This is a genomic window from Bradyrhizobium sp. 1200_D9_N1_1, assembly GCF_052075915.1.
GTDB lineage: Bacteria > Pseudomonadota > Alphaproteobacteria > Rhizobiales > Xanthobacteraceae > Bradyrhizobium > Bradyrhizobium diazoefficiens.
On record NZ_CP197226.1, the window covers coordinates 8,470,001 to 8,495,964 of the forward strand.

General features: G+C 63.8%; 19 protein-coding genes, 2 tRNA genes, 2 rRNA genes and 1 riboswitch (1 of these 24 cut by a window edge). Of the genes, 10 read left to right on the forward strand and 13 right to left on the reverse strand.

What is annotated here, in order from left to right:
* The 4 genes from AB5K84_RS40005 to AB5K84_RS40020 all read right to left on the reverse strand — a co-directional run.
* Positions 1 to 1,221 (reverse strand): 23S ribosomal RNA (locus AB5K84_RS40005); it reaches 1,653 nt to the left of the window's first position.
* 396 nt (positions 1,222 to 1,617) lie between these two features.
* A tRNA-Ala gene (locus tag AB5K84_RS40010) sits at positions 1,618 to 1,693 on the reverse strand.
* A 33-nt stretch (positions 1,694 to 1,726) separates the two neighbouring features.
* A tRNA-Ile gene (locus AB5K84_RS40015) sits at positions 1,727 to 1,803 on the reverse strand.
* A 226-nt stretch (positions 1,804 to 2,029) separates the two neighbouring features.
* A 16S ribosomal RNA gene (locus tag AB5K84_RS40020) occupies positions 2,030 to 3,518 on the reverse strand.
* Together the 16S and 23S rRNA genes with 2 tRNA genes alongside form the textbook arrangement of a ribosomal RNA operon.
* Before the next feature lie 1,012 nt (positions 3,519 to 4,530).
* Between AB5K84_RS40020 and AB5K84_RS40025 the strand changes: the two genes are divergently transcribed.
* From AB5K84_RS40025 to AB5K84_RS40035, 3 genes are all read left to right on the forward strand, one after another.
* Positions 4,531 to 6,585 (forward strand): M23 family metallopeptidase, encoded by a 2,055-nt coding sequence (locus AB5K84_RS40025; RefSeq protein ID WP_038965357.1) that lies wholly within the window; start codon positions 4,531 to 4,533, stop codon positions 6,583 to 6,585.
* Between the two features lie 154 nt (positions 6,586 to 6,739).
* Positions 6,740 to 8,371, forward strand: a complete 1,632-nt coding sequence (locus tag AB5K84_RS40030; protein ID WP_038965356.1) for an SMP-30/gluconolactonase/LRE family protein — start codon at positions 6,740 to 6,742, stop codon at positions 8,369 to 8,371.
* A gap of 89 nt (positions 8,372 to 8,460) precedes the next feature.
* Positions 8,461 to 8,727 (forward strand): hypothetical protein, encoded by a 267-nt coding sequence (locus tag AB5K84_RS40035; protein WP_011084222.1) that lies wholly within the window; start codon positions 8,461 to 8,463, stop codon positions 8,725 to 8,727.
* Between the two features lie 75 nt (positions 8,728 to 8,802).
* On the opposite strand, the gene clpB is transcribed toward AB5K84_RS40035, so the two are convergent.
* Positions 8,803 to 11,442, reverse strand: coding sequence for an ATP-dependent chaperone ClpB (gene clpB / locus AB5K84_RS40040; protein WP_011084221.1), 2,640 nt, complete (start codon positions 11,440 to 11,442; stop codon positions 8,803 to 8,805).
* Positions 11,443 to 11,681: 239 nt separating this feature from the next.
* On the opposite strand from clpB, the gene AB5K84_RS40045 reads away from it, so the two are divergent.
* Complete coding sequence (locus AB5K84_RS40045; protein ID WP_011084220.1) at positions 11,682 to 12,470, forward strand: MOSC domain-containing protein; 789 nt, start codon at positions 11,682 to 11,684, stop codon at positions 12,468 to 12,470.
* Between the two features lie 107 nt (positions 12,471 to 12,577).
* On the opposite strand, the gene AB5K84_RS40050 is transcribed toward AB5K84_RS40045, so the two are convergent.
* Positions 12,578 to 13,363: an NlpC/P60 family protein gene (locus AB5K84_RS40050; RefSeq protein ID WP_011084219.1), complete on the reverse strand. Its 786-nt coding sequence runs from the start codon at positions 13,361 to 13,363 to the stop codon at positions 12,578 to 12,580.
* A 215-nt stretch (positions 13,364 to 13,578) separates the two neighbouring features.
* Between AB5K84_RS40050 and AB5K84_RS40055 the strand changes: the two genes are divergently transcribed.
* Positions 13,579 to 14,442, forward strand: a complete 864-nt coding sequence (locus tag AB5K84_RS40055; protein ID WP_011084218.1) for an alpha/beta fold hydrolase — start codon at positions 13,579 to 13,581, stop codon at positions 14,440 to 14,442.
* A 56-nt stretch (positions 14,443 to 14,498) separates the two neighbouring features.
* On the opposite strand, the gene metW is transcribed toward AB5K84_RS40055, so the two are convergent.
* Both metW and metX read right to left on the reverse strand, forming a co-directional pair.
* Entirely contained in the window at positions 14,499 to 15,161 is a 663-nt protein-coding gene (metW, locus tag AB5K84_RS40060; RefSeq protein ID WP_028173533.1) for a methionine biosynthesis protein MetW, read from the reverse strand.
* A gap of 1 nt (position 15,162) precedes the next feature.
* Entirely contained in the window at positions 15,163 to 16,365 is a 1,203-nt protein-coding gene (gene metX, locus AB5K84_RS40065; protein ID WP_011084216.1) for a homoserine O-acetyltransferase MetX, read from the reverse strand.
* A gap of 91 nt (positions 16,366 to 16,456) precedes the next feature.
* A riboswitch (SAM riboswitch) is annotated at positions 16,457 to 16,536 on the reverse strand.
* A gap of 203 nt (positions 16,537 to 16,739) precedes the next feature.
* On the opposite strand from metX, the gene AB5K84_RS40070 reads away from it, so the two are divergent.
* From AB5K84_RS40070 to AB5K84_RS40080, 3 genes are read left to right on the forward strand one after another with little or no spacing between them, the layout of a single operon-like run.
* Complete coding sequence (locus tag AB5K84_RS40070) at positions 16,740 to 17,588, forward strand: chorismate mutase (protein WP_011084215.1); 849 nt, start codon at positions 16,740 to 16,742, stop codon at positions 17,586 to 17,588.
* Between the two features lie 32 nt (positions 17,589 to 17,620).
* Positions 17,621 to 18,718 carry a histidinol-phosphate transaminase gene (gene hisC / locus AB5K84_RS40075; protein ID WP_011084214.1) on the forward strand — a complete coding sequence of 366 codons (1,098 nt, stop codon included), beginning with the start codon at positions 17,621 to 17,623 and terminating at the stop codon, positions 18,716 to 18,718.
* On the forward strand, positions 18,715 to 19,650 hold the full coding sequence (locus tag AB5K84_RS40080) for a prephenate/arogenate dehydrogenase family protein (protein ID WP_011084213.1): 936 nt from the start codon (positions 18,715 to 18,717) through the stop codon (positions 19,648 to 19,650). The genes hisC and AB5K84_RS40080 overlap by 4 nt, the downstream gene beginning before the upstream one ends.
* 118 nt (positions 19,651 to 19,768) lie before the next feature.
* On the opposite strand, the gene AB5K84_RS40085 is transcribed toward AB5K84_RS40080, so the two are convergent.
* Positions 19,769 to 20,953, reverse strand: coding sequence for a DUF2125 domain-containing protein (locus AB5K84_RS40085; protein WP_011084212.1), 1,185 nt, complete (start codon positions 20,951 to 20,953; stop codon positions 19,769 to 19,771).
* A gap of 110 nt (positions 20,954 to 21,063) precedes the next feature.
* On the opposite strand from AB5K84_RS40085, the gene AB5K84_RS40090 reads away from it, so the two are divergent.
* Complete coding sequence (locus AB5K84_RS40090) at positions 21,064 to 21,675, forward strand: gamma-glutamylcyclotransferase (protein WP_028173537.1); 612 nt, start codon at positions 21,064 to 21,066, stop codon at positions 21,673 to 21,675.
* Here AB5K84_RS40090 and AB5K84_RS40095 read toward each other — a convergent pair.
* The 4 genes from AB5K84_RS40095 to ftsE form a co-directional block, all read right to left on the reverse strand.
* Positions 21,672 to 22,445 carry a lysophospholipid acyltransferase family protein gene (locus AB5K84_RS40095; RefSeq protein ID WP_011084210.1) on the reverse strand — a complete coding sequence of 258 codons (774 nt, stop codon included), beginning with the start codon at positions 22,443 to 22,445 and terminating at the stop codon, positions 21,672 to 21,674. The genes AB5K84_RS40090 and AB5K84_RS40095 overlap by 4 nt on opposite strands.
* A 22-nt stretch (positions 22,446 to 22,467) precedes the next feature.
* Positions 22,468 to 23,172, reverse strand: coding sequence for a YdcF family protein (locus tag AB5K84_RS40100; RefSeq protein WP_011084209.1), 705 nt, complete (start codon positions 23,170 to 23,172; stop codon positions 22,468 to 22,470).
* Positions 23,173 to 23,276: 104 nt separating this feature from the next.
* Positions 23,277 to 24,245: a cell division protein FtsX gene (locus AB5K84_RS40105; protein ID WP_011084208.1), complete on the reverse strand. Its 969-nt coding sequence runs from the start codon at positions 24,243 to 24,245 to the stop codon at positions 23,277 to 23,279.
* Positions 24,238 to 24,897: a cell division ATP-binding protein FtsE gene (ftsE, locus tag AB5K84_RS40110; RefSeq protein ID WP_027544305.1), complete on the reverse strand. Its 660-nt coding sequence runs from the start codon at positions 24,895 to 24,897 to the stop codon at positions 24,238 to 24,240. Before ftsE ends, AB5K84_RS40105 begins: the two co-directional genes overlap by 8 nt.
* 179 nt (positions 24,898 to 25,076) lie before the next feature.
* Between ftsE and AB5K84_RS40115 the strand changes: the two genes are divergently transcribed.
* A complete protein-coding gene (locus AB5K84_RS40115) occupies positions 25,077 to 25,955 on the forward strand; it encodes an MJ0042-type zinc finger domain-containing protein (RefSeq protein ID WP_038965355.1) in 879 nt (292 codons plus the stop codon).
* The last annotated feature ends 9 nt before the right edge of the window (positions 25,956 to 25,964 follow it).

The window sequence follows — 25,964 nt, forward strand, 5'->3', positions numbered from 1 at the left end:
TTAGACCAGTGAGCTGTTACGCTTTCTTTAAAGGATGGCTGCTTCTAAGCCAACCTCCTGGTTGTTTTGGGATTTCCACATCCTTTCCCACTTAGCCACGAATTAGGGGCCTTAGCTGTAGGTCCGGGTTGTTTCCCTCTCCACGACGGACGTTAGCACCCGCCGTGTGACTCCCGGATAGTACTCTCAGGTATTCGGAGTTTGGTTGGGTTTGGTAAGACGGTAAGTCCCCCTAGCCCATCCAGTGCTCTACCCCCTGAGGTATTCATCCGAGGCGATACCTAAATATCTTTCGCGGAGAACCAGCTATTTCCCAGTTTGATTGGCCTTTCACCCCTAACCACAAGTCATCGGAGCCTTTTTCAACAGGCACCCGTTCGGTCCTCCAGTGAGTGTTACCTCACCTTCAACCTGCTCATGGCTAGATCACTAGGTTTCGGGTCTAATACAACGAACTTGACGCCCTATTCAGACTCGCTTTCGCTACGCCTTCGCCTATCGGCTTAAGCTTGCTCGTTAAATTAAGTCGCTGGCCCATAATACAAAAGGTACGATGTCACCCAGAACGAATCTTGGGCTCCATCTGTTTGTAGGTGTCCGGTTTCAGGTCTATTTCACTCCCCTCGTCGGGGTGCTTTTCACCTTTCCCTCACGGTACTGGTTCACTATCGGTCGCTGAGGAGTACTTAGGCTTGGAGGGTGGTCCCCCCGCGTTCAGACAGGATTGCACGTGTCCCGCCTTACTCGTGGATACATCATCGCATTACTCGTACGGGGCTATCACCCTCTGAGGCCCAGCTTTCCTGACTGGTTCCGATTGTCTTTGATGTATCACTGGCCTGGTCCGCGTTCGCTCGCCACTACTAACGGAGTCTCTGTTGATGTCCTTTCCTCCAGGTACTTAGATGTTTCAGTTCCCTGGGTTTGCTTGAAACCTCCTATGTATTCAGAAGTCTCATACCTTCTCTTGATAACCGGAAATCCAAAACCTCTTCGATCGAAATCTAAAGGCCTAGGCATCTTCCATTATCTGGTCGAACCCCACACCGATGTCTTTCGACAAAGGTCTTGGAGTTCCGGCTATCGAAGGTGGGTTTCCCCATTCGGAAATCCGCGGATCAAAGCTTCTTCGCAGCTCCCCACGGCTTATCGCAGCGTAGCACGTCCTTCATCGCCTCTCAGCGCCAAGGCATCCACCGAACACCCTTAAGGCACTTGATTGCTCTCATTATCAATGTCCACACACTCGGCAGAATGTTGTCTGCAGAACTGCCTTGCGGCACGCGCCCTCGATGAACGCTATCTGCAGCCGGACAATGATTAGAAAGACCAGCTTGCTTCGTAAGATCGTTCCGATAGCGAGGCGGTCAAGCTTCGCTAAAAGGATCATTTACAACTCGCCCGTCTTTCAAGTTTGACCTTGAAGGACGCGTGAGCGCCGAAATGATCCGGAGATAATGAAGTATCGCGCAGAAATCTTCTGCACGATCCAACTCGGATCGATCTCCTCTTTACGATGTCAGAAATCACGCAGCCTGCTGTCCATCCGGACTAGCAAGTGCGAAGTGATGTTTCGCGGACGATTTAGGTGCACGATCAGTCGATGATCAAACCATCTGGTGGAGCCAGACGGGATCGAACCGACGACCTCATGCTTGCAAAGCACGCGCTCTCCCAGCTGAGCTATGGCCCCGTAACCAGAAGACGAATGCTCACTCGATGAAAGTGGTGGGCCTGGGAAGACTTGAACTTCCGACCTCACGCTTATCAAGCGCGCGCTCTAACCAACTGAGCTACAAGCCCCTAACGCTATCCTATCAAGGACTAGGGTCTTGGCGTGCAGCAACCGGCGACTAGCGCCAAATGCAATCGCACAACGCAGCCCCGGCGCGTGTTCGTCCGCGAAGAAAGAGAAACGAAGACGGCGAAATCCCGCCAATGCAGCTCAACAATCCTGACGACTGTTGGCCACTGATGTTTCTAAAACGATCCGATAGTGAGCCGAAGCTCGCTGAAGGATCATCCTTAGAAAGGAGGTGATCCAGCCGCAGGTTCCCCTACGGCTACCTTGTTACGACTTCACCCCAGTCGCTGACCCTACCGTGGCCGGCTGCCTCCATTGCTGGTTAGCGCACCGTCTTCAGGTAAAGCCAACTCCCATGGTGTGACGGGCGGTGTGTACAAGGCCCGGGAACGTATTCACCGTGGCGTGCTGATCCACGATTACTAGCGATTCCAACTTCATGGGCTCGAGTTGCAGAGCCCAATCCGAACTGAGACGGCTTTTTGAGATTTGCGAAGGGTCGCCCCTTAGCATCCCATTGTCACCGCCATTGTAGCACGTGTGTAGCCCAGCCCGTAAGGGCCATGAGGACTTGACGTCATCCCCACCTTCCTCGCGGCTTATCACCGGCAGTCTCCTTAGAGTGCTCAACTAAATGGTAGCAACTAAGGACGGGGGTTGCGCTCGTTGCGGGACTTAACCCAACATCTCACGACACGAGCTGACGACAGCCATGCAGCACCTGTGTTCCAGGCTCCGAAGAGAAGGTCACATCTCTGCGACCGGTCCTGGACATGTCAAGGGCTGGTAAGGTTCTGCGCGTTGCGTCGAATTAAACCACATGCTCCACCGCTTGTGCGGGCCCCCGTCAATTCCTTTGAGTTTTAATCTTGCGACCGTACTCCCCAGGCGGAATGCTTAAAGCGTTAGCTGCGCCACTAGTGAGTAAACCCACTAACGGCTGGCATTCATCGTTTACGGCGTGGACTACCAGGGTATCTAATCCTGTTTGCTCCCCACGCTTTCGTGCCTCAGCGTCAGTATCGGGCCAGTGAGCCGCCTTCGCCACTGGTGTTCTTGCGAATATCTACGAATTTCACCTCTACACTCGCAGTTCCACTCACCTCTCCCGAACTCAAGATCTTCAGTATCAAAGGCAGTTCTGGAGTTGAGCTCCAGGATTTCACCCCTGACTTAAAGACCCGCCTACGCACCCTTTACGCCCAGTGATTCCGAGCAACGCTAGCCCCCTTCGTATTACCGCGGCTGCTGGCACGAAGTTAGCCGGGGCTTATTCTTGCGGTACCGTCATTATCTTCCCGCACAAAAGAGCTTTACAACCCTAGGGCCTTCATCACTCACGCGGCATGGCTGGATCAGGGTTGCCCCCATTGTCCAATATTCCCCACTGCTGCCTCCCGTAGGAGTTTGGGCCGTGTCTCAGTCCCAATGTGGCTGATCATCCTCTCAGACCAGCTACTGATCGTCGCCTTGGTAGGCCGTTACCCTACCAACTAGCTAATCAGACGCGGGCCGATCTTTCGGCGATAAATCTTTCCCCGTAAGGGCTTATCCGGTATTAGCACAAGTTTCCCTGTGTTGTTCCGAACCAAAAGGTACGTTCCCACGCGTTACTCACCCGTCTGCCGCTGACGTATTGCTACGCCCGCTCGACTTGCATGTGTTAAGCCTGCCGCCAGCGTTCGCTCTGAGCCAGGATCAAACTCTCAAGTTGGACTTGAACTTTGAACCGGCTGATCACAACGTTTGACGAGGTCCCACCATTTTTCATCGACCGAAATCGACGAGCTGCCTGCGATTCACATCGCTGGCAACGATGGTGTTTCCTTTAAAACGTGTACCGCCGAAGTCTTTCGTCCGGTCTCGATCAGAAAAGCCGAAGCTTTTCAGAGCCGAGACCCGCAAGGACTCCGCCGTCCACGTTTCTCTTTCTTCATCTTCACTTGTCAAACAGCCCGGGACCGGAGAGGCCCCAACCTTCCTGAGAGGAAGGGTTCCGACACCCTTACCGACGATGGATGAACTCCAACCGACTGGTGTCGGCTGTTGTGTCACTCAACAAGGTGAGGAGCATCAGTGGCGCGTTCGCTCGCCTTGGTCAGTGACCCGGCGGCGCCGCGCTCAGTGGTTGGGGTTATAGGCCCCACCTTCCGGGCTGTCAACGCCAATCGTCAACAAATCGTCGCACAGTGGATTGTTGAAAAAAATCCAGTGATTCCAGTCGATTAGAGAGGGCATGAGCGCGCCGACCGCGGCCGCGCCGCAAAAAATCTCAAAAAAAGTTTGCGCCCCAGGGAGCTCCGGAAGGGCTTCGGAGGGGCTCCGGAAGCGGCTTCGGGCGCCCTCCCCGGACGGGCTCGGCCGGTCGCCCCTTCAGGAAACTTTTTCCATATTAGGCGCCGTACTAGAGCCACAATCCCGCGGCGTTCTGATAAGAGACAAGCTTGAATCGCGGGGATGCCAGTGGGGGCTGCCGGCGGTTTGCGTGGGGTCAGAGGAAGGCGATCATACGATGAAGCGGCCTTCTTCAGACATTCGAGAGACATCGAGAGATCTTTTTCCGCTTAGCTGTTCGTAATTTCGGCCGGCCCGTCATCAGGGCCTTCTGACCGCGAGCGCCTGTGCGGCTTGCCGTTTCCTGCGATGCCCCTCCAAGAGGGCGACCAGGGAGGGGCTCGAAACCGGGCTGGTATGGGCCTCTTGGGTCGTTGATTGGGGGACTTGGGTTGAACCACAGGACGTCACGCGGCGCTTACGGGCGTGAGACCGGGATCATCGATCTCGGCCACGAGCCGCCGCTTTCCGTCGATGGTTCCGAAGCCGCCGTCATCGACCGCCGTCGTGTTTCGGTCCAATGGTTCAGCGGGACAATTCTGACCGGACTTTGCGGCGCAGCCCTGATCGGCGGCGCCGTTTTCGCTTCGCTCGACGGCGAGATGACCTTCGCCAAGGTGCCGGAGCGGGTCGAAGGCGCGCTGCGTGGCGCGTTTGGCGCAGCTGATCGCGCCGCCACGCTGCACAAGAGCGACCGCCTGCCGCCACCGAACGAATCCACCGCATCGCGCAACATCGTGCGCGTCTCCACGGTGGCCCGCGTCGGCAATCGCGACGTGATGCGGGTGCGTCCCTTCGTCCGGATCGCCGGCAATCTGTCGATGACGACGAGCGACCTGTCGGCAAAAATTCCGCCGTTCAACGCCCAGCGCCTTCTCACCGACGTCGGCTCCGATCCGAAGACCGCCGCCGACGATCCCAACAACCCCGAAGCGGTCGAACCCGACGCCGAGGTCTCCTTCGTCACCAAGGACCTGTCGCCGGTGCTGCCGAAGGCCAAGATTTCCGCGGTGGTGGCGCTCGACGACATCCTGATGCGGGTCCGCGATGCCGCCAACTGGCGCGGCAATGGCGGGGTGCGCTACGCCTCGCTCGCCAATGCCACCGCCGACGTTTCCGGCGCGTCCGACATGAAGATGGCCTACGCCACCGAAGTGTCGCCGTCGGATCCCTATGCCGGCTTCGAGACGCGCGTGGTGCCGGAAAACGTCACGCTGCTGCCGAAGACCAAGGAGCAGATCACCGGCGGCAATCCCAACGGCGAGCGCGTCCATCTGGTCAAGAAGGGCGACAGCGTCGCCTCCGTCCTGCGCGATCTCGGCGCCACGGCGGACGAGATCAAGGCGATCGCCGCGACGCTCGGCCCGCGCGGCCGCGACGGCGGCCTGAAGGAAGGCGAGAAGCTCCGCATCCTGATGGCGCCCGCAAGCCCCGGCGCCCGGCTCCAGCCCTATCGCGTCGTGGTTGCAAACGACACCATGGTCGAGGCGATCGCGGCGCTGTCCGACCTCGGCAAATACGTCGCGGTCGACGTCTCCAGCATGAACACCGTCGCTGATGCCACGGCCAACGCCAACAGCGACGACGATGACGACGATGACGGCACCGGCGTGCGGCTCTACCAAAGCATCTACGAGACCGCGATGCGCAACAAAGTGCCGATGCCGGTCATCGACGACATGATCAAGATCTACTCCTACGACGTCGATTTCCAGCGCAAGGTGCAGCCTGGCGATTCCTTCGACGTGTTCTACGCCGGCGAAGACGAGGGCGTGACGTCGAACGAAAAGAACGACGTTCTGTTCGCTTCCCTCACGGTCGGCGGCGAGACCAAGAAATACTACCGCTACCAGAGTCCCGACGACGGCGTCGTCGACTACTACGACGAGAGCGGCAAGAGCGCGAAGAAGTTCCTGGTCAGGAAGCCCGTCAACAACGCCATCATGCGCTCCGGCTTCGGCGGCCGCCGCCATCCGATCCTCGGCTATGTGAAGATGCACACCGGCGTCGACTGGGCCACCGCCTACGGCACGCCGATCTTCGCCTCCGGCAACGGCGTGATCGAGAAGGCCGGCACTGAGGGCGGATACGGCAAATACATCCGCATCAAGCACAACAACGGGTACGAGACGGCCTATGGCCACATGTCGGCCTTCGCCAAGGGCATGGAAGCCGGCAAGAAGGTCCGCCAGGGCCAGGTCATCGGCTTCGTCGGCTCGACCGGCGCGTCGACCGGCCCGCACGTGCACTACGAAATCCTCGTGAACGGCCGCTTCGTCGATCCGCTGCGCGTGAAACTGCCGCGCGGCCGATCGCTGGAAGGCCCGATGCTGGCCGGCTTCGAGAAGGAGCGCGACCGGCTCGACGGCATGATGAGCGGCCGGGGCGGCGCCATCGCCCGTATCTCGGATGCGACCGGCGGACCGTTGCAGGTCACCAACCGGTAGGCCGGCAACCGGCCGACATCGACCGGACATCTTCACCAACACGGTTGAATGGGACGCTTTCGAAGCGGCGCCGCTTTACGGCGACACAACGTCAAGTTTCGTTTGCCAAAGCCGGATGACGGGCGAATACTTTCCAAAAATGGGAGGTCACGCCATGAAGAACAGGCTTGCCTGCACAGCCGTCATTGCTGCGATTTTCTGCACCACGAGCGCGTCAGCCCAGAAATTACCGGAGATTTGGGAGGTCACGAAACTCGTCCCCGGCTCGGCGTTCCATGGCGTGCATGGGCTCGGGATCGACAAGGCCGGCCATCTGTTTGCCGGCAGCGTCGCCGGCGCCATGCTCTACGAGGTGGATATCGCTAGCGGTACCGCCAAGGTTGCAATCCCGGCTCCGATCGGAATGGCCGACGACATCGCATTCGCGCCCGACGGCACCATGGCCTGGACCGGCTTCCTGGCCGGCGATCTCTATTCGCGCAAGGGCGACGGCCCGATCAAGAAGCTCGCCTCCGGCCTTCCCGGCATCAATTCGCTGGCCTTCCGCAAGGACGGCAGGCTCTACGCCACGACGGTCTTCCTCGGCGACACGCTCTACGAGATCGACGTCGAAGGCGTCAAACCGCCGCGTCAGATCATGGAGAAGATGGGCGGCCTCAACGGCTTCGAGTTCGGTCCCGACGACAAGCTCTACGGCCCGCTCTGGTTCAAGGGACAGGTCGCCAAGGTCGACGTCGACAAGGCCGAGCTGACGGTGGTTGCCGACGGCTTCAAGGTCCCGGCCGCGGTGAATTTCGATTCCAAGGGCAATCTGTGGGTGGTCGACACCGCGCTCGGCCAGCTCGTTCGGGTCGATCCCAAGTCGGGCGCCAAGACCATGGTCGCGCAGCTGAAGCCGTCGCTGGACAACCTCGCGATCGACGAGAAGGACCGCATCTACGTCTCCAACATGGCCGACAACGGCATCCAGGAAGTCGATCCGGCCAGCGGCCAGGCCAAGCAAATCATCATCGGCAAGCTCGCGTTGCCCGGCGGCATCGGCGTCACCTCGGAGAATGGCAAGGATACGATCCACGTCGCCGACGTGTTCGCCTATCGCACCGTGGACGGTACGACCGGCGAGGTCACCGAGAAGGCGCGCATGCATGCCGCCGGCGTCACGCTCGAATATCCGATGAGCGCGACGGCAAAGGGCAACGACGTGATCCTGTCGAGCTGGTTCACCGGCACGGTGCAGGTGATCGACAACAAGACCGGCGCGACGCGCGACATGCTGCATGACTTCAAGGCGCCGCATGATGCGATCGTGCTCGAGGACGGCAGCATCCTGGTGGCCGAGCTCGGCACCAAATCGCTGGTCCGCGTCAGCGGCGAGCACGGCAAGGACCGCACCACGCTGATCGGCGACCTCGAGGGTCCGGTGGGGCTCGTCGCCGGATCGCGTGGCGAGGTCTATGTCACCGAAGCCTTCGCGGGTGTCGTGTCCAAGATCGAGCAAAACGGCGAGAAGACCGTGCTCGTAAAGGAGTTGAAGATGCCCGAGGGCCTCGCACGTACCAGCGACGGCAAGCTGATCGTGGCGGAAGTCGGCGCCAGGCGGCTGATCGAGATCACGCCGGAGGACGGCAAGATCACCGAGATCGCGGCCGATCTCCCGATCGGCCTTGCGGGCGCACCCGGCGGCCTGCCGACCCACATCCCGACCGGCGTCGCCATCGGCGCCACCGGCGTCATCTATTTTTCCTCCGACATCGAGAATGCGATCTACAAGGCGGTGAAGAAGTAGCGTCTGCCAGCGGAATCCGGCTGCGGGGGAACCGGCGCGCGGGTTCCCGGTTAGAGGCTAACGGGACCGACCAGCAGGAGGATCGCCCCATGACGCGCCTCTCACGCGACGATGTCGTCAAGGCCGTGGATCGGGCCGACGAGGTCACCATTGCCCAGATTATCGGGACCGGCGCGACCGTCGAGGAGCTCGCCGAAGCCCAGGCCTGGCTCGCCAATGACGAGCCGTTGATCAACGATTTGCGACCGCTGGCGCAGGGACGGGTGCGCGAGCTGGTCGATATCCTGTCCGAGCTTGAAGAAGAAGACGACGAGGCTGGACCGGCCGAGCCCGGCTCCGCGTCCGCCGTCGGCTAGGATCAGCCCAAAACAATTCGCCCCGGAGAAGTGAACCTCTCCGGGGCGATCTGTCGTTTCAGGCAGCGATGACGCTCAGTTCAGCTTCCGCTTCGACGCCGGCGCCTCGAACTGGGCGATCTCCGCGGTTTGCGGGGCCTTGCCGTTGAAGGTCAGCACGTTGCCTTCGGACGAGATCGCGACGTTGTCGCCGTCCTTGACGTCGCCGGCCAGGATCATCTCGGCGAGCGGGTCCTGGAGGTAGCGCTGGATCACCCGCTTGAGCGGCCGTGCGCCGTAGGCGGGATCCCAGCCCTTGGCGGCGAGCCAGTCGCGGGCCGCGCCGTCGAGCGTCAGCACGATCTTGCGATCGGTCAGCAGCTTCTGCAGCCGGGCGAACTGGATCTCGACGATCCGGCCCATCTCGCTCCTCTGCAAGCGATGGAACAGGATGATCTCGTCGACACGGTTGAGGAATTCGGGGCGGAAATGTCCCCGCACCATTCCCATCACCTGCTCGCGCACGGCCGACGTGTCTTCGCCCTCGGGTTGATTCACCAAGAACTCCGAACCGAGGTTCGAGGTCATGATGATCAGCGTGTTGCGGAAATCGACGGTGCGGCCCTGGCCATCGGTCAGGCGGCCGTCGTCGAGCACCTGCAACAGGACGTTGAAGACGTCAGGATGCGCCTTCTCGATCTCGTCGAACAGCACGACCTGGTAGGGCCGGCGCCGCACCGCTTCGGTGAGCGCGCCGCCCTCGTCATAGCCGACATAGCCCGGAGGCGCGCCGATCAGCCGCGAGACCGAATGCTTCTCCATGTACTCGGACATGTCGAGGCGGACCATCGCGGTCTCGTCGTTGAACAGGTACTCCGCCAGGGCCTTGGTCAGCTCGGTCTTGCCGACGCCGGTGGGGCCCAAGAACATGAACGAGCCCATCGGCCGGTTCGGGTCCTGGAGGCCGGCGCGGGAGCGGCGCACGGCGGTTGCGACCGCATGGACGGCTTCGGCCTGGCCGACGACGCGCTTGCCGAGGGAGTCCTCCATCTTCAGAAGCTTGTCCTTCTCGCCCTCCAGCATCTTGTCGACGGGCACGCCGGTCCAGCGCGAGACCACCTGCGCGATGTGATTGGCGGTGACCGCCTCCTCCATCATCTCGCCGGAGTTCTCCTTGGCCTCGATGTCCGCGAGCTGCCGTTCGAGCTCGGGGATCCGGCCATAGGCCAGCTCGCCGGCCTTCTGGAATTCGCCGCGGCGCTGGGCATTGGCGAGCTCGACACGCAAGCCGTCGAGCTCGGCCTTGAGCTTCTGCGCATCGGAGAGCTTGTTCTTCTCCGCGCTCCAGCGCGCCGTCAACGACGCGGATTTTTCCTCGAGCTCGACGAGTTCCTTTTCAAGCGTCTGCAGGCGGCTCTTCGAACCGGCGTCGCTCTCCTTCTTCAATGCTTCCTGTTCGATCTTCAGCCGGATGATTTCCCGATCCATCGAATCGAGCTCCTCCGGCTTCGAATCGACCTGCATCTTCAGGCGCGCGGCGGCCTCGTCCATGAGGTCGATCGCCTTGTCCGGCAGGAAGCGGTCGGTGATGTAGCGGTTGGACAATGTCGCGGAGGCAACAAGCGCGGAATCGGTGATCCGCACGCCATGGTGCTGCTCGTACTTGTCCTTCAGTCCGCGCAGGATCGAGATGGTGTCCTCGACCGAGGGCTCGCTGACGAAGATCGGCTGGAAGCGCCGCGCCAGCGCCGCGTCCTTCTCGACATGCTTCTGATACTCGTCGAGCGTGGTCGCGCCGATGCAGTGCAGCTCGCCGCGGGCGAGCGCCGGCTTCAGCAGGTTCGATGCGTCCATCGCGCCGTCGCCCTTGCCGGCCCCGATCAGCGTGTGCATCTCGTCGATGAACAGGATAAAGGTGCCCTCGCTCCCGGTCACCTCCTGGAGCACGGCCTTCAGCCGTTCCTCGAACTCGCCGCGGTATTTCGCGCCGGCGATCAGTGCGCCCAAGTCGAGCGAGAGCAGCTTCTTGTCCTTCAGGCTCTCCGGCACGTCACCGTTGACGATGCGCAGCGCGAGGCCCTCGGCGATGGCGGTCTTGCCGACGCCGGGCTCACCGATCAGGACGGGATTGTTCTTGGTCCGGCGCGAGAGCACCTGGATGGTGCGGCGGATCTCCTCGTCGCGGCCGATGACCGGGTCGAGCTTGCCGTCGCGCGCGGCCTGGGTCAGGTCGCGGGCATATTTCTTCAGCGCGTCATAGGCGTTCTCGGCGGTCGCCGAGTCGGCCGTGCGGCCCTTGCGCAGGGCCTCGATCGCCGCGTTGAGGTTTTGCGGGGTGACACCACCCTTGCTGAGGATCGTGCCGGCCTCGCTGGTCTTCTCCAGCGTGAGGCCGAGCAGCAGCCGCTCGACGGTGACAAAACTGTCGCCGGCCTTCTCGCCGGCCTTTTCGGCGGCATCGAAGGTGCGTGCGAGCTCGGGCGCCAGATAGATCTGCCCGGCGCCGCCGCCGGAGACCTTCGGCACCTTGTTCAGGGCGTCCTCGGTCGCCTTCAAAATTGCGCGGGAGTTGCCGCCGGCACGGTCGATCAGACCGGCAGCGAGCCCCTCATTGTCGTCCAGCAGCACTTTCAGAACGTGCAGGGTCGAAAACTGCTGGTGCCCCTCGCGCACCGCAAGCGACTGCGCGGACTGGATGAAGCCCCTGGAGCGTTCGGTATACTTCTCGATGTTCATCTTTTCTTTCCCTCGGCCTGCCCATGGAGCCCTCTAAGGCACTCCAAACGGCATCTTCATTGGGTTTCCGATTACCGCATTGACGTTTCTCAACCGGTAACGGTCGTTATTTACCGACGCTGCCGCCGGCCTGAGGCAGATGTGGGAAGCGGGCTGCGGGAGCGAAAGAGGCGTCTTCACAATTTCGTGCGCGCATCGGCCCGCTTGGCGCGGCGTGGCCGAATCCCCTAAGTAGCGCCATGACAGCCAGCCAGACCGCCGAGATTACCGGCCTCTACCGCTATCCCATCAAGGGCCTCACCCCGGAACCCCTGCCCCGCGTTGCCTTGCGGGTCGGCCAGACCCTGCCCGCCGACCGCCGCTACGCCATCGAGAACGGCCCGAGCGGGTTCGATCCCGAGGCGCCGGCCTGGAAGCCGAAAATCCAGTTTCTGATGCTGGCGCGCAATGAGCGGCTGGCTTCGCTCGACAGCCGGTTCGAGGACGCGACCAACCGCCTGACCATCCGCAAGGACGGCCAGATCGTCGCCAGCGGCGATCTGGAGACCGCCGCCGGGCGCGCCGCCATCGAGCGCTATTTCACCGAGAACTTCCAGCCGGAGTTGAAGGGCCCACCGAAAGTCCTGTCGGGCCGCGACCACAGCTTTTCCGACGTCGCCCGCAAGGTCGTCTCCATCATCAATCTGGACAGCGTCCGCGCGATCGAGACCATGCTCGGCGGCACCGCCGTGCATCCCCTGCGCTTCCGCGCCAATCTCTACGTGAAGGGCTGGCCGGCCTGGTCCGAGCTCGACCTCGTCGGCCAGACGCTCGCGATCGGTCAGGCCCGGCTGAAGGTGGTCAAGCGCATCGTCCGCTGCCCGGCCACCAATGTCGATCCGGAGACCGCAATGCGCGACCTCGAAATCCCGCCGACGCTCTCGCGGTATCTCGGACATATGGACTGCGGCATCTATGCCGAGGTGATCACCGATGGCGAGATCGGCGTGGGGGATGCGGTCGCGGTGGAAGAGCCGAAGCTGGTGTGAGCTTCGTAGGGTGGGCAAAGCGAAGCGTGCCCACCAACTTTATCTCTGCGGAGCGAGATGGTGGGCACGGCGCTAACGCGCCTTTGCCCACCCTACGCTCCCTCACCTCAGTTCGGCATCACATACGCATAGATGCGGCCGCGCGAGACCGGCGCCTCGCGGACGCGGTTGCCGTTGTTGCCGGAGATCATGATCGGATTTCCCTGCGCGTCGACGCCGGTGATGATGCCAACGTGGCCGCCCCGGCCGCCGCGCGACATCACCGCGATGGCACCGACCTGCGGGCCGGAGACACGCGTGCCGTAACGCGCGAACGAATTCGCCATGTCCGAGCCGGTGCCCCGGTGGCCGGTCTTCTCAAGCACCATGTTCATGAAGCGCGCGCACCACAGGCTGCCACGCCCGGTCGGGTTGCCGCCGAGATAGCGGCGCGCCTCGGACACGAGGCCCGATCCGCCGCCGAAGCCGCTGCTCATACCCATGTTGCCGGCGCTGCCATTGTCGCTGGCGCTGCTGTTGTTGACAGCGTGGCTCATGTTACGGGCGCGGCTCACTTTGCCGGCGCGGCTCACGTTTCCACCGATGGCCATGTCACCACCGCTCAGATAGCGCGTGTCACCCATGCCGCCGCTATTGGCGTTCGGATCGTAGCTGGCCTGCGTGTCCATGAATCCGCCGGCCTGCAACTGCGCCGCGCTGCGCTCGAAGCGCGAGCTGCGGGCCTGGTGCCGGTAATGATGATATCTGCTGGCGTGATGCGCGTAAGCGTGCCGCTCTGCGCTATGACGATGCGGCCGTGCCGAGGCCGGAGACGAGAACGCGGCGACCGCCGCGAAGAACAGCGCCAGCGCGACAACACAACGCGACAGGCGAGACGCAAACAACTCGAACATTAGTCATCCTTCGTTGACACCCCCACTTCCCAGCCGGCCCGTGCGCGGCCGACATCCCTCGGGCCGTTAAGCCGCCCCATGTGGCGAGAAAAAGACACCGTGCCGGTGAATAGCTGAGTTGATTTTGTGTCGGTGCCGGCCTGACGCTGCCGCATTGCGGACAACAGCATTAACTGCGATCCTCCACCTGCGGCTAGAAGAGAGGGAAACGGTTAATGCCCCACGCCACGACCAGGGACGACGTCCGCATCTATTTCGAGGAAGCTGGCCAGGGAACGCCGATTATTTTCCTGCACGAGTTCGCGGCCGACTACACCAATTGGGAGCCGCAGATCCGCTACTTCTCGCGCGGCCACCGCTGCATCACCTATTCGGCGCGCGGCTACACGCCGTCGGACGTGCCTGAGGGCGAGGTCTACACCTACACGCATTTCTACACCGACGCGCTCGCGGTGCTCGATCATCTCGGGATCGATCGCGCGCATCTCGTCGGGCTCTCGATGGGCGCTTATTCGTCGCTTCAAATCGGACTGAACGCGCCGCAGCGGGCGCTGTCGATGACGCTCGCCGGCGTCGGCTCCGGCTCGGAGATCGAACATCTCGACGCCTGGCGCAGGCAATGCCGCGCCAATGCCGAGCAGTTCGAGACGCTCGGCTCCACGGAGGTGGCAAAAGTCACACGCGAGGCACCGAGCCGGATTCCCTTCCTGGTCAAGGACCCACGCGGCCACGCCGATTTCTACGCCGCGCTGGCGCGGCACGATGCCAGGGGATCGGCGCGCACGATGCGCGGCTTCCAGGGCGGCCGTCCCTCGATCTACACCATGACGGACGCGATCAGGGGCGTCGCGACGCCGGCGCTGATCATCTGTGGCGACGAGGATGACCCTTGCGTCGGGCCGAGCCTGTTCCTGAAGAAGCATCTTCCGGCCGCGGGCCTCGCGATGTTTCCGAAGTCGGGGCACGTGCTCAACCTCGAGGAGCCCGCGCTGTTCAACGAGACCGTGGAGCGGTTCGTCACGCTGGTGGAAGCAGGTCGCTGGCCGGCGCGCGATCCGAGGTCGGTGGCGGCGCAATAGTTTACCCTGTCATTCCGGGGCGCTCGAAGAGCGAACCCGGAATGACGCCTACGGCGTCACTTCCCCTGCCCGCGCGTGAGCAGAAACACGCCCTGCTCGCCGAACATATTCCACACCCACCAGGGCAGGTTCAGCGGCACCGGGCGGCCATAGAGATCGAGCGCCACCGAGCGTTCCATCTTGACGTTGATCTCGTCGCAGAGCTCGACGAAATCCTTGATGGTGCAGAAGTGGATGTTGGCGGTGTCGTACCAGGTCGCCGGCAGGTTCTCGGTGCGCGGCATGTGGCCGCCGATCAGGAGTTGGAGCCGCATCTTCCAGAAGCCGAAGTTCGGGAACGAGACGATGGCGCGGCGGCCGATGCGCAGGAGATTTTCCAACACCACACGCGGCTGCCGCGTCGCCTGGAGCGTCTGCGACAGGATCACGTAGTCGAAGGCATCATCGGGATAGTTCACGAGGTCGGTATCGGCGTCGCCCTGCACCACCGCGAGGCCCTTGGCGACGCAGCGGTTGACGCCCTCGCGCGACAATTCGATGCCGCGACCGTCGATGCCGCGGGTCTCCAGAAGCTGGAGCAGATCACCGTCACCGCAGCCGACATCGAGCACCTTGGAGCCCGGCTTGACCATCTCGGCGACGAGCAGATGGTCGGCGCGAAAATGACCGGACTGTTCCGCGCTAAGGCCGCCCAGCGGCAGCACTTCCTGCACTGACATCCTAGCCACCCCTGCCGTTGAGTCCGCGCGCCTTGCCGGCCGATTCCAGGAAGGCGCGGGCGATGTCGAAGAATTCGGGCACGTCGAGCAGGAAGGCGTCATGGCCGCGATCGGTCTCGATCTCGGCGAACGACACCCGCGCGCTCGACGCATTCAGCGCATGCACCAACGCGCGCGATTCCGAGGTCGGAAACAGCCAGTCGCTGGTGAAAGAGACCACGCAGAAGCGCGTCTTGATGCCCGCGAACGCCTTCGCCAGCACGCCGCCATGGTCGCCGGCGATGTCGAAATAGTCCATCGCGCGCGTTAGATAGAGATAGGAGTTGGCGTCGAAGCGCTCGACAAAGGACGAGCCTTGGTAGCGCAGATAGGACTCGACCTGGAAGTCGGCGTCGAACGAGAAGGTCGGCAGGTCGCGGTCCTGCATGCGCCGGCCGAACTTGCGATGCAGCGCCGCGTCGGAGAGATAGGTGATGTGCGCCGCCATCCGTGCGACCGCAAGGCCGCGATGCGGATGGATGCCGCGATCGGCGTAGCCGCCATTGTGCCAGTCGGGATCGGCCATCACAGCCTGGCGACCGAGCTCGTGAAAGGCGATGTTCTGCGCCGAGTGCCGCGTCGAGCAGGCAATTGCCAGCGCGGAATACACGCGCTCGGGGTAGGCCGCCGTCCATTGCAGCACCTGCATGCCGCCCATCGAGCCGCCGACCACCGCGAACAGCGTGTCGATGCCGAGCCGGTCGATCAGCATCGCCTGCGCGCGAACCATGTCGGGGATGGTGATGACCGGGAAATCCAGGCCCCACACTTTGCCGGTCGCGGGATTGATCGAGGCCGGCCCGGTCGAGCCCATGCAGCCACCGATCACATTGGCGCAGATGATGAAGTATTGGCTCGGATCGAGCGGACGGCCCGCACCGACGAGGGTTTCCCACCAGCCGGGCTTGCCGGTGACGGGGTGCACATTGGCGACATGCTGGTCGCCGGTCAGCGCATGGCAGATCAGGATCGCGTTGGAGCGGTCCGCGTTGAGCTCGCCATAGGTCTGGTAGGCGATCTGGAACGGGGTGAGATCTATGCCGCAGTCGAGCGGCAACGGCTGATCAGCGCCGAAATGCGCGACGAGCGAGCTCGGATGATCCACCTCATGCGACCGCTCATCGGCACTGATCGCGGGACTGGATATCGACGTGACGCCAACCATCTGACCATCGACCTCGTTTGCGATCGGACTTCAGACCGCTACTTGCATCAGGCCATAAAAAACCCGGCCTGAACGATAGGTTCGGCCGGGATCGGAAGCGTCCCCGGCCTGTTTAGCGAGTTTTTTAACGTGGCTGCAAGCCGGCCGGCTCAAATGACCACGGAACAGGCAAAACTTAACGGCTTGGACGGTTTTCGTCAAGATACGGTCCTGATTGACCAAATTCGTCCCCGTCGCGTCAGCCGAAAAGGCCCGATTTCCCTTTGCATTTCTCTTTGCTTTCGCCGCTCCGACTGCCTAATCAAGACATCGACCGCGGCGGGTCCGACCTGATGGACCCGCATTGGAACGCCTCTCAACAGCACTTGCCAGATATGTCCCAACGTCCGCCCGCGCCACCATCGTTGCAGGAATTGCGCAAGGAGATCGACGCGATCGACGAGGGCATGCATCGCCTCCTGATGCAGCGCGGCGACATCATCGACCGCCTGATCCAGGTGAAGCAGACCCAGGAGGTGGGCTCGGCGTTCCGGCCTGCGCGCGAGGCCGACATGATGCGGCGGATCGTGGAGCGCCATCGCGGCATCCTGCCGCTCGACACGGTCGAGAGCATCTGGCGCGTCATCATCGCGACGTTCACTTACGTGCAGGCGCCGTTCGCGGTGCATGCCGACATCTCGGTGAGCGAGCCCGCGATGCGCGATTCCGTGCGATTCCATTTCGGCTTCACCGTGCCTTACGTCGCGCATTTCAGCGCGCAGGCCGCGGTCGAGGCGGTCGCGAAATCCAAGGGCGATCTGGCGCTGGTCTCGGCGACTTCCAGCCGCACCCCGTGGTGGCTGGAGCTGGAAGCAGAAGGCGCACCGAAGATCATCGCGCGGCTGCCCTTCGTCGAGCGTGCCGACCATCCGGCCGCGCTGCCCGTGTTCGCGATCTCACGCGTCGCCGACAGTGCCCTGGTGACGGAGGTGGAGACTTTCAGCGTGCGCGTCTCGGGATGGAATGCCGAGATCGCGCGGGCGCTGTCGCCGCTCGCCGACATCGTGGCGGTGCCCGATACCGCCTTCGATGGCGCCGCGCTGCTGGTCTCGGTCACGAGCGCGAGCAGCATCGACAAGATCAAGGCTGCCCTGATCGAGGCGGGGGCCTCGGTGCGCTCCACGGCCCTCGTCGGCAGCCACGCGACGCGCTATACGGTGCCCCCGACCGGGTCGAAATCGTAAGTTACGAGCCGCCTGCCATTCCGGAGTTGAAGATGTCCTGCCCCGTGCCGAACCCCGGCATTCTCGATATTGCGCCCTACACGCCCGGCAAGAGCCCGGTGCCGGAGCCGGGCCGCAAGGTGTTCAAGCTCTCGGCCAACGAGACGCCGTTCGGCCCCTCACCCAAGGCGATCGAGGCCTTCAAGAAGGTGGCTGATCATCTGGAAGACTATCCGGAAGGCACCTCGCGGGTGCTGCGCGAAGCCATCGGCCGCACCTTCGGCCTCGACCCCAACCGCATCATCTGCGGCGCCGGCTCTGACGAGATCCTCAACCTGCTCGCCCACACCTATCTCGGCCAGGGCGACGAGGCGATCTCCACCACCCACGGCTTCCTGGTCTACCCGATCGCCACCATGGCGGTCGGCGCCAGGAACGTCATTGCACAGGAGAAGAACCTCACCTGCGACGTCGACGCCATCCTCAAGGCCGTGACGCCGAAGACGAAGCTGGTGTGGCTCGCCAATCCGAACAACCCGACCGGCACCTATATTCCGTTCGACGAGGTCAAGCGCCTGCGCGCCGGCCTGCCCTCGCACGTGCTGCTGGTGCTGGACGCCGCCTATTGCGACTACGTCTCGCGCAACGATTACGAGATGGGCATCGAGCTCGTCGCCACCACCGAGAACACCGTGGTGACGCACACCTTCTCCAAGATCCACGGCCTCGCCGCGCTGCGCATCGGCTGGATGTTCGGGCCCGAGCACATCATCGACGCGGTCAACCGCATCCGCGGTCCCTTCAACGTCTCGACACCGGCGATGTATGCCGCGGTCGCCGCGATCGAGGACACCGCGCATCAGGCGATGTCGAAGCAGTTCACCGAGACCTGGCGCAACTGGCTCACCGAGGAGATCGGCAAGCTCGGCCTGAAGGTGACGCCGAGCGTCGCCAATTTCGTGCTGATCCACTTCCCGACCGACAGGGGCAGGACCTCGGACGACGCCGACGCCTTCCTCACCAAGCGAGGCCTCGTGCTGCGGGCATTGAAGAATTACGGCCTGCCGCATTCCCTGCGCATGACCATCGGCACCGAGGAGGCCAACCGCCTCGTCGTGGACGGTTTGCGCGACTTCATGGCCGGCAAATGAGCGTACAGCCGCACTTCCAGCGCATCGCCCTGATCGGCTTCGGCCTGATCGGCGGCTCGATCGCGCGCGCTGCGAAGCTCCAGGGCCTGGCCGGCGAGATCGTCACCACCGCGCGCTCGGAGAAGACGCGCGCGCGGGTGCTCGAGCTCGGCATCGTCGATCAGGTCGTGGCGACCAATGCGGAAGCGGTGAAGGATGCCGATCTCGTCATCCTCTGCATTCCCGTCGGCGCCTGCGGACCGGTGGCGCAGGAGATCGCCGCGCATCTGAAGCCCGGCGCGATCGTCTCCGACGTCGGCTCTGTGAAGGGCGCGATCGTCAGGGACATGGCGCCGCATCTGCCGAAGACCGTTCATTTCGTGCCGGCGCACCCCGTGGCGGGCACCGAGCACTCGGGGCCGGATTCCGGCTTTGCCGAGCTCTTCATCAACCGCTGGTGCATCCTCACCCCGCCGGAAGGCGTCGACGCGTCGGCCACCGATCGCTTGCGCGCCTTCTGGGCTGCGATGGGTGCCAAGGTCGAGGTGATGACGCCGGATCATCATGATCTCGTGCTCGCGATCACCAGCCATCTGCCGCATCTGATCGCCTACACCATCGTCGGCACCGCCGACGAGCTGGCGCAGGTGACGGAATCGGAAGTGATCAAGTTCTCCGCCGGCGGCTTCCGCGACTTCACCCGCATCGCGGCGTCCGACCCGACGATGTGGCGCGACGTCTTCCTCGCCAACAAGGAAGCCGTGCTGGAGATGCTCGGCACCTTCACCGAGGATCTGGCAAAACTCACCCGCGCGATCCGGCGCGGCGACGGCGAAGCGCTGTTCGACCACTTCACCCGCACCCGCGCCATCCGTCGCGGCATCGTCGAGATCGGCCAGGATTCGGCGGCGCCGGACTTCGGCCGGCCGCATGCGGCGCTGAAGAAGCCGTAGCTCCTGTCATTCCGGGGCGCCCGAAGGGCGAGCCCGGAATCCATTGGGCCACAGCGCACGCGGTGAAATGGATTCCGGGTTCGATGCTACGCATCGCCCCGGAATGACGAGAGAGGTTTCAATACAGCGGCGGAATCTGGCCGACCTTGACCGGGCCGAGCAGCACGGCGCCGTCGACGAACTTCAGCGGGAAGCTGCGGGCCTTCTTGCCTTCCAGCGTGCTCTCGGTGCCGATCGAATTGATGCCGGCGGCGACGCCGGCATTGGCGTTCTGCTTGATGACCTTGCCGAGGCCGGGAACGGCGCGATCGAGCGCGCCGAACAGATTGTTGAGATCCTGCGACTTCACGCCGGGTGCGACGCGGTCGAGGGTTGCCTGCGGCACACCCTCTTCCAGCATTTTCTCGATACCCAGCGCCGGGATCACGCGCTCGAGGCCCGTCACCGTCATCTGCAATTCGCCGTCGAGTCGGCCATTGGCCGAGAGCCCGAGCGTGCCGGCCGCGACCGCGATCATCTCGCCCTGCTGGATCCGCGACTGCACGATCTCGATATGGCCGCCGGCGGCCTGGATCTCGCGGAAGCGTTGCGGCCATGGCTTTGGGGTGAGGTCGGAGAGCCCGGTGACCTTGGCGCGCGTGTCCGCCTCGAACGGCTCGGCGAGCAAGGGGTGAACACCCTGGATGCTGCCCTGCGCGACGTGGAGCACGGTCTCGATCACGGGATGATCGGACGGCGATCCGTCCGCGAGGCGCCCGTGCAGCTCGACCTGCTTGGCGCGCGCGAGCGGCACCTGCACGCTGCCGTCGAGCCGGTTGATGACGGGATCGTCGAACACGATGGAGGCGCGGTCCGGCACCGCCGGCAGGCCGACCACGCTGCTGCGGCCCCTGCTCCAGTTCACCACGAAGGTGTTTTGCGTAACGCCGTCGGTGAGGGTCGCCGGCGCCGAGAATTCGGCGATGACGCGCTTGGGATCGTAGACCTGGGCGACGACCAGGATGTTGTCGAGCCTCGCCGTGAACGGCGTCTTGCTCGCGTTCTGCGAGACCAGGGCGACGCTGGCGCCGGAGCACTGGACCTCGAAGCGGAACGGGAAGCCCGCGATCGAGCGCTTGGCGCAATCATAGATGCGGCCGGACTTGGCCTCCTGCGCGCGCCAGGCGTCTGCGGCGATTTCGGCCTGCGAAGCGGCGTAGAACCAGAAGCAGCTCCACGCGACGGCGAGGATCAGGAGGAGAATGGGAGCGATGAAAAGGCCCCAACGGGGGCGGCGGCCTGCGGCAACGGTCAGATTGGACATGCGGCGACCCTTTGGCCTCAGATTTTGTCAAATGTAAGCGAGGTTGGCTTGCTCCGAAAGGCGGAGAATTCGCTTCGCTTGGGGGCGCGGTTCTGGTAGCCGTGCCCGCCATGTCGGAAATCACCCTCCCATCCGTCACCACAGCCAACGGCGACCTCTGGGTGTTCGGCTACGGCTCGCTGATGTGGCGGCCGGGCTTCGAATTCGAGGAGCGCGTCCCGGCGCGGCTGGTCGGCGAGCATCGTGCGCTCTGCGTCTATTCCTTCGTGCATCGCGGCACGCCGGAGAAGCCGGGCCTGGTGCTCGGGCTCGATCGCGGCGGCGCCTGTCGCGGCATCGCCTTCCGCGTCGCCGAAAAGAACCGTGCCGACGTCGTTGCCTATTTGCGCGAACGCGAGCAGGTGACGTCGGTCTATCGCGAGGTGATGCGTTCGGTGTGGCTGGAGAACGATGCGCGGCAGCGCGTCTCCGCACTCGCTTATGTCGTCGACCGCGGCCATGTGCAATATGCCGGCCGGCTGTCGCTCGCCGATCAGCATCGCCACGTGCTCCAGGGGCACGGCCAGTCCGGGGCCAACCGCGACTACGTGACGGCGACGGTGAAGGCGATCGAGGCCGAAGGCTTTCGCGACACGCAACTGCATCAGCTCGCGACGATGCTGCATGGGGAGGCGCATTCCCTGCACGCGCCGGCTCCGAGCGAAGATCGCGAAAGCCGCTAGCTGCCAGTCGGCGCGTAGCTCGGCGCCGAACCGATCAGCTGCTCCTGCTCCTTGCGGCCCGCTTCGACGAGGCGGTCGGTCGCCTCTTCGATCGCCGATTGCACGCGGGAGAGATACTCGTCCTTCGGCAGGCCCGGCGGCAGCGGATCGAGAAACTCCACCACCAGCGTGCCGGGATAGCGCATGAAAGTGCGGCGCGGCCAGAACAGGCCGGAATTGAGGGCGATCGGCAGACACGGCACGCCGCAGGACGAATAGATCTGCGCAAAACCGGTCTTGTAGTCGGGGGGCGCGCCCGGCGCGCGGCGCGTGCCTTCCGGAAAGATCACGAGCTGGCGGCCGCTGCGCACCGCGTCGCGCGCCCGCCGCGTCATGTCCAGCAGCGCCTTCACGCCGGCCTTGCGGTCGATCGCGATCATCCCGGTCTTGACCAGGAACTGACCGAACACCGGGATCTGCATGAGCTGACGCTTGAGGATGAAGATCGGGCGATCGAAGAACCCCGGCAACACGAAGGTTTCCCAGAACGACTGATGCTTTGCCACGATCACCAGCGGCCCCTGCGGGATCTTCTCCTGCCCGCGGAATTCCACCTTGATGTTGCAGATCGCGCGCATCAGGACCAGCGTCGCCTTCGCCCACCATTGCGCGACCGTCAGCATGGCGCGCGGAGGCATTGCAAAGGTCGGCAGCGCCACGATCGCGAGACACACCAGCACGGCGTAGAACAGCACGTTGAACACGAGCGAGCGCAGGAAAATCAAGAACATCGACGATCCGATCAATTGCCGATCAATTGGCCTGTGCAGTGGCGGGCCGCTTCGGCTGCATCCCGGGAGGCTGCTCCGATACTTCGGGCGAAAGGTCAATCCCGAAATCCTCCAGCCGCACCCTGACTTCGGCCGCGATATATTTGACATATTCCGACAGCAGCAGCCGCAAGGTGGACGCCGAGGCCCACCACGGCTCCTCGCGCCATTTGTCGCCGACCACGGCGAACGGGATCAGAATCGTCTCCGGCATCGCGTGCGAGAATTCCACCAGCGCGCGCGGCATGTGATAGTTCGAGGTCACCACGATCAGCGACTTGAAGCGGCGCGCCTGCGCCCAGCGCCGCGCCTCCGCCGCGTTGCCGCGGGTCGAGAGCGCGGTGCGGTCGAGGTCGACGCAGCAGGTCATGAAGGACTGGTTCTCCGGCAGGGTCCGCGAGATGTCGCTTGCGGTCGAGGTCGGATGCACCCCGGAAATCAGGAGCCGCCTGCCGTAGCCGGCAGCCAGCAACTCCATCGCATCCGACACCCGCGAGGAGCCGCCGGTCAAGACCACGATGCCGTCCGCCTTGCGGTCCGGCGCGATCTCGGCGCCGCGCAACTGCGACAGGAACGCGATGAAGCCCGCCGCCGCGCCGACGAAGGCGAACGCGATCGTCGACACCACGGCTGCGCGCAGCCAGCCGCGCGGCAATTTCGGCGATCGATCGTCGGTCGGCGAGGTCATGCGATGTCGGTAATCCCTTCCCGGATGATTTTAAAACGTTTTGAGGCGAAGTGGAGTCCGGTTTATTCACCTTCTCCCACACGGGGGAAGGAAGAAGCACAACCTCAATCCACATCATTCAGCGTCGCGAACAGCGTCTGGCGCGAGGCGACGGCGGTGATGGCGCCGATCAGCACCGCCTGCACCGCGAGCACGACATAGCCGGAGGGCCGCAGCGAGAAGGTGCCGAGCAGGGCCGCGAACTGGTCGCCGACGGGCGTCCCCGAAAACCAGCCGGCGATCGACTCGGAGAAGCCGAACACCAGCATGGCGGCGCCGCCGCCGATCACGCCGCCCTCCAGGCCCAGCCTGAGGAAATGGCGCAGAAAGCGGTTGGCGATGTAGCGGTCGCCGGCGCCGACGAAATGCAGGACCTCGACGATCGGACGGTTCGCCGCCATGGCGCCGCGGGTCGCGAACGAGACCGAGATGATCGTCGCGATGATGACGAGCGCGAGGATGCCGAGACCGGCGAGCACGGTTGCGTTGGTCATCGAGCGCATGCGCTCGATCCAGGCGCGGTGATCGTCGACACTGGCGCTTGGCGCCACTTGCGTCACGCGGGCGCGCAAGGCGGCGAGATCGAGCGCCGTGCCGGGCTGCACGCGCGCGATGATCATGCGCGGAACCGGCAGATCGTCCATCGACAGTCCGGTGCCGAGCCAGGGCTCGAGCAGCTTGCCGCTCTCGTCCTTGGTGAACGGCTTGACCTCGACGATACCGGCTTGCGCGCGCATCGCCTCGGTCACCGCGGCGGTGTCGCGCTCGAGGTCACGCCCGGACTGCGGACGAACCTGGATGGTGATTTCGCTCGCGACGTCCGACTGCCATTCGGCGGCGGAGGCGCTGACCAGCAGCACCGTGCCCGTGGTCATCGAAGCGAGGAAGGTCATGATGGCGACGACGGCAACCAGCGCACGGCCGTGGATCGAGGCGCGCGGCACGATCGGCGACATGTTGCGCGCCTTGGCCGGAAGCTGCGGACGCTCCTGTCCGAGGTCGACCAGCACGCCGCGCTCGTCGGGCTTACTCATAGACGTGCAGCCGGCCCTGATGCAGCACCAGCCGCCGCGCCTCGTACTGATCCATCAGGCCGATGTCGTGGGTCGCAATGATGACGGCGGTGCCCGATTTGTTGAGCTCGATGAAAAGGCGCAGCAGGCGGCGGCCGAGCGTCGGATCGACGCTGCCGGTCGGCTCGTCCGCGAGCAGAAGCTGCGGCCGCGAGATCACGGCGCGCGCGATCGCCGCACGCTGCTTCTCGCCGCCGGACAGGATCGGCGGCAGCGCGTCCATGCGTTCGCCGAGTCCGACCCAGCGCAAGAGGTCGATGACCTCCTTGCGATAGCTCGACTCGCTGCGGCCCATGACGCGAAACGGCAACGCGACGTTCTCGTAGGTCGTCATGTGGTCGAGCAGGCGGAAATCCTGGAGCACGATGCCGATGCGCTTGCGCAAGTCGGCGATCTCGTCCTTGCCGAGCTGCGAGATGTCGTGGCCGAACAGGTTGACGAGGCCGCGCGTCGGCCGGTGCGACAGGAACAGCAGGCGCAAGAGCGAGGTCTTGCCGGCGCCGGACGGGCCGGTGAGGAACTGGAAGGAGTGCGCCGGGATCTGGAAATTGAGGTCACGCAGGATCTCCGGCCCCAGGCCGTAACGCAATCCGACATTTTCGAACCGAACCAAGCTCAGCTCCGTTCGAGAGGGGGCGATGGCCGCGACGCGACGCTCCGCCACACGCGATCAACGGTTTTTGCGACCGTTATGGTTTCCGGTTCGTTAACGGTCGCCCTGTAGCATCCAGTACGCCCGGGTCTCCGCGACCTTGGCATCGTCAAGACTCGTTCATGCATCAAGGCTCGTCCATGCATATCGTCTGCCCCCATTGTACGACATCCTACGCCATCAAGCTTGCAAGCCTGGGGGCGAACGGGCGGACAGTCCGCTGCTCCCGGTGCAAGCAGACCTGGGTCGCCTATGCCGAGGATGCCATCGAGGAGGCGTCCGTCCCGGCCATGGCCGCCGCCAGCCAGGCCGACGACCAGTCCGACCTCGCCGAGCAGTGGAACTCCTACGCCAAGGACGACGGCGCCACTGACACGCCTGTGGTCGACAGCCCCTCCATCGCCAGCGACTGGCCGGAGGAGGACGCCAAGGAGACCGAGGACGAGTGGTCGGCGGCGGCCCGGGACGCCGAGGACGAGGTCGACGGCGCGCAGCACCAGTCCTGGTTCCGCGGCCTGTTCAGCCGGCGCGGGGCACGGGTGAGGCGTCAGGCCCCCACGGCGGCGCCGCGAAAGTCCCATTTCGGCCTGCCGACCGCCTGCGCCGCCATGGGCGCGCTGGTGCTGGCCCTGATCGTCTGGCGCGGCGACATGGTTCGGCTGCTGCCGCAGACCGCGGCCTTCTACAAGATGGTCGGCCTCGACGTTAACCTGCGCGGGCTGGCCTTCAAGGACGTGAAGCTCTCCAGCGAGACCGTTGACGGTAAGCAGGTGCTGGTGATCGAGGGCGTCATCGTCGGCGAGGGCAAGAAGCCGCTCGATATCCCGCGGCTGCGCTTCGCGGTGCGCGACGCGCAGGGCGCGGAGATCTATGCTTGGAATACGGTGCTGGAGCAGACCGTGCTGCGGCCCGGCGAGCGCGCCTTCTTCCGCTCGCGCCTGGCCTCCCCGCCGCCGGAGGGCCGCAATATCGACGTTCGCTTCTTCAACCGGCGCGACATTGCCGGCGGCAGCGTGTAATCAGGCTCG

What these genes read in the sequence shown, in the direction of transcription:
- AB5K84_RS40030 (WP_038965356.1), top strand. Translation starts at nt 6,740, where the DNA reads ATGAAGAACAGGCTTGCCTGCACAGCCGTCATTGCTGCGATTTTCTGC.
- AB5K84_RS40035 (WP_011084222.1), top strand. Translation starts at nt 8,461, where the DNA reads ATGACGCGCCTCTCACGCGACGATGTCGTCAAGGCCGTGGATCGGGCC.
- clpB (WP_011084221.1), bottom strand. Translation starts at nt 11,442, where the DNA reads ATGAACATCGAGAAGTATACCGAACGCTCCAGGGGCTTCATCCAGTCC.
- AB5K84_RS40045 (WP_011084220.1), top strand. Translation starts at nt 11,682, where the DNA reads ATGACAGCCAGCCAGACCGCCGAGATTACCGGCCTCTACCGCTATCCC.
- AB5K84_RS40050 (WP_011084219.1), bottom strand. Translation starts at nt 13,363, where the DNA reads ATGTTCGAGTTGTTTGCGTCTCGCCTGTCGCGTTGTGTTGTCGCGCTG.
- AB5K84_RS40055 (WP_011084218.1), top strand. Translation starts at nt 13,579, where the DNA reads ATGCCCCACGCCACGACCAGGGACGACGTCCGCATCTATTTCGAGGAA.
- metW (WP_028173533.1), bottom strand. Translation starts at nt 15,161, where the DNA reads ATGTCAGTGCAGGAAGTGCTGCCGCTGGGCGGCCTTAGCGCGGAACAG.
- metX (WP_011084216.1), bottom strand. Translation starts at nt 16,365, where the DNA reads ATGGTTGGCGTCACGTCGATATCCAGTCCCGCGATCAGTGCCGATGAG.
- AB5K84_RS40070 (WP_011084215.1), top strand. Translation starts at nt 16,740, where the DNA reads ATGTCCCAACGTCCGCCCGCGCCACCATCGTTGCAGGAATTGCGCAAG.
- hisC (WP_011084214.1), top strand. Translation starts at nt 17,621, where the DNA reads ATGTCCTGCCCCGTGCCGAACCCCGGCATTCTCGATATTGCGCCCTAC.
- AB5K84_RS40080 (WP_011084213.1), top strand. Translation starts at nt 18,715, where the DNA reads ATGAGCGTACAGCCGCACTTCCAGCGCATCGCCCTGATCGGCTTCGGC.
- AB5K84_RS40085 (WP_011084212.1), bottom strand. Translation starts at nt 20,953, where the DNA reads ATGTCCAATCTGACCGTTGCCGCAGGCCGCCGCCCCCGTTGGGGCCTT.
- AB5K84_RS40090 (WP_028173537.1), top strand. Translation starts at nt 21,064, where the DNA reads ATGTCGGAAATCACCCTCCCATCCGTCACCACAGCCAACGGCGACCTC.
- AB5K84_RS40095 (WP_011084210.1), bottom strand. Translation starts at nt 22,445, where the DNA reads ATGTTCTTGATTTTCCTGCGCTCGCTCGTGTTCAACGTGCTGTTCTAC.
- AB5K84_RS40100 (WP_011084209.1), bottom strand. Translation starts at nt 23,172, where the DNA reads ATGACCTCGCCGACCGACGATCGATCGCCGAAATTGCCGCGCGGCTGG.
- AB5K84_RS40105 (WP_011084208.1), bottom strand. Translation starts at nt 24,245, where the DNA reads ATGAGTAAGCCCGACGAGCGCGGCGTGCTGGTCGACCTCGGACAGGAG.
- AB5K84_RS40115 (WP_038965355.1), top strand. Translation starts at nt 25,077, where the DNA reads ATGCATATCGTCTGCCCCCATTGTACGACATCCTACGCCATCAAGCTT.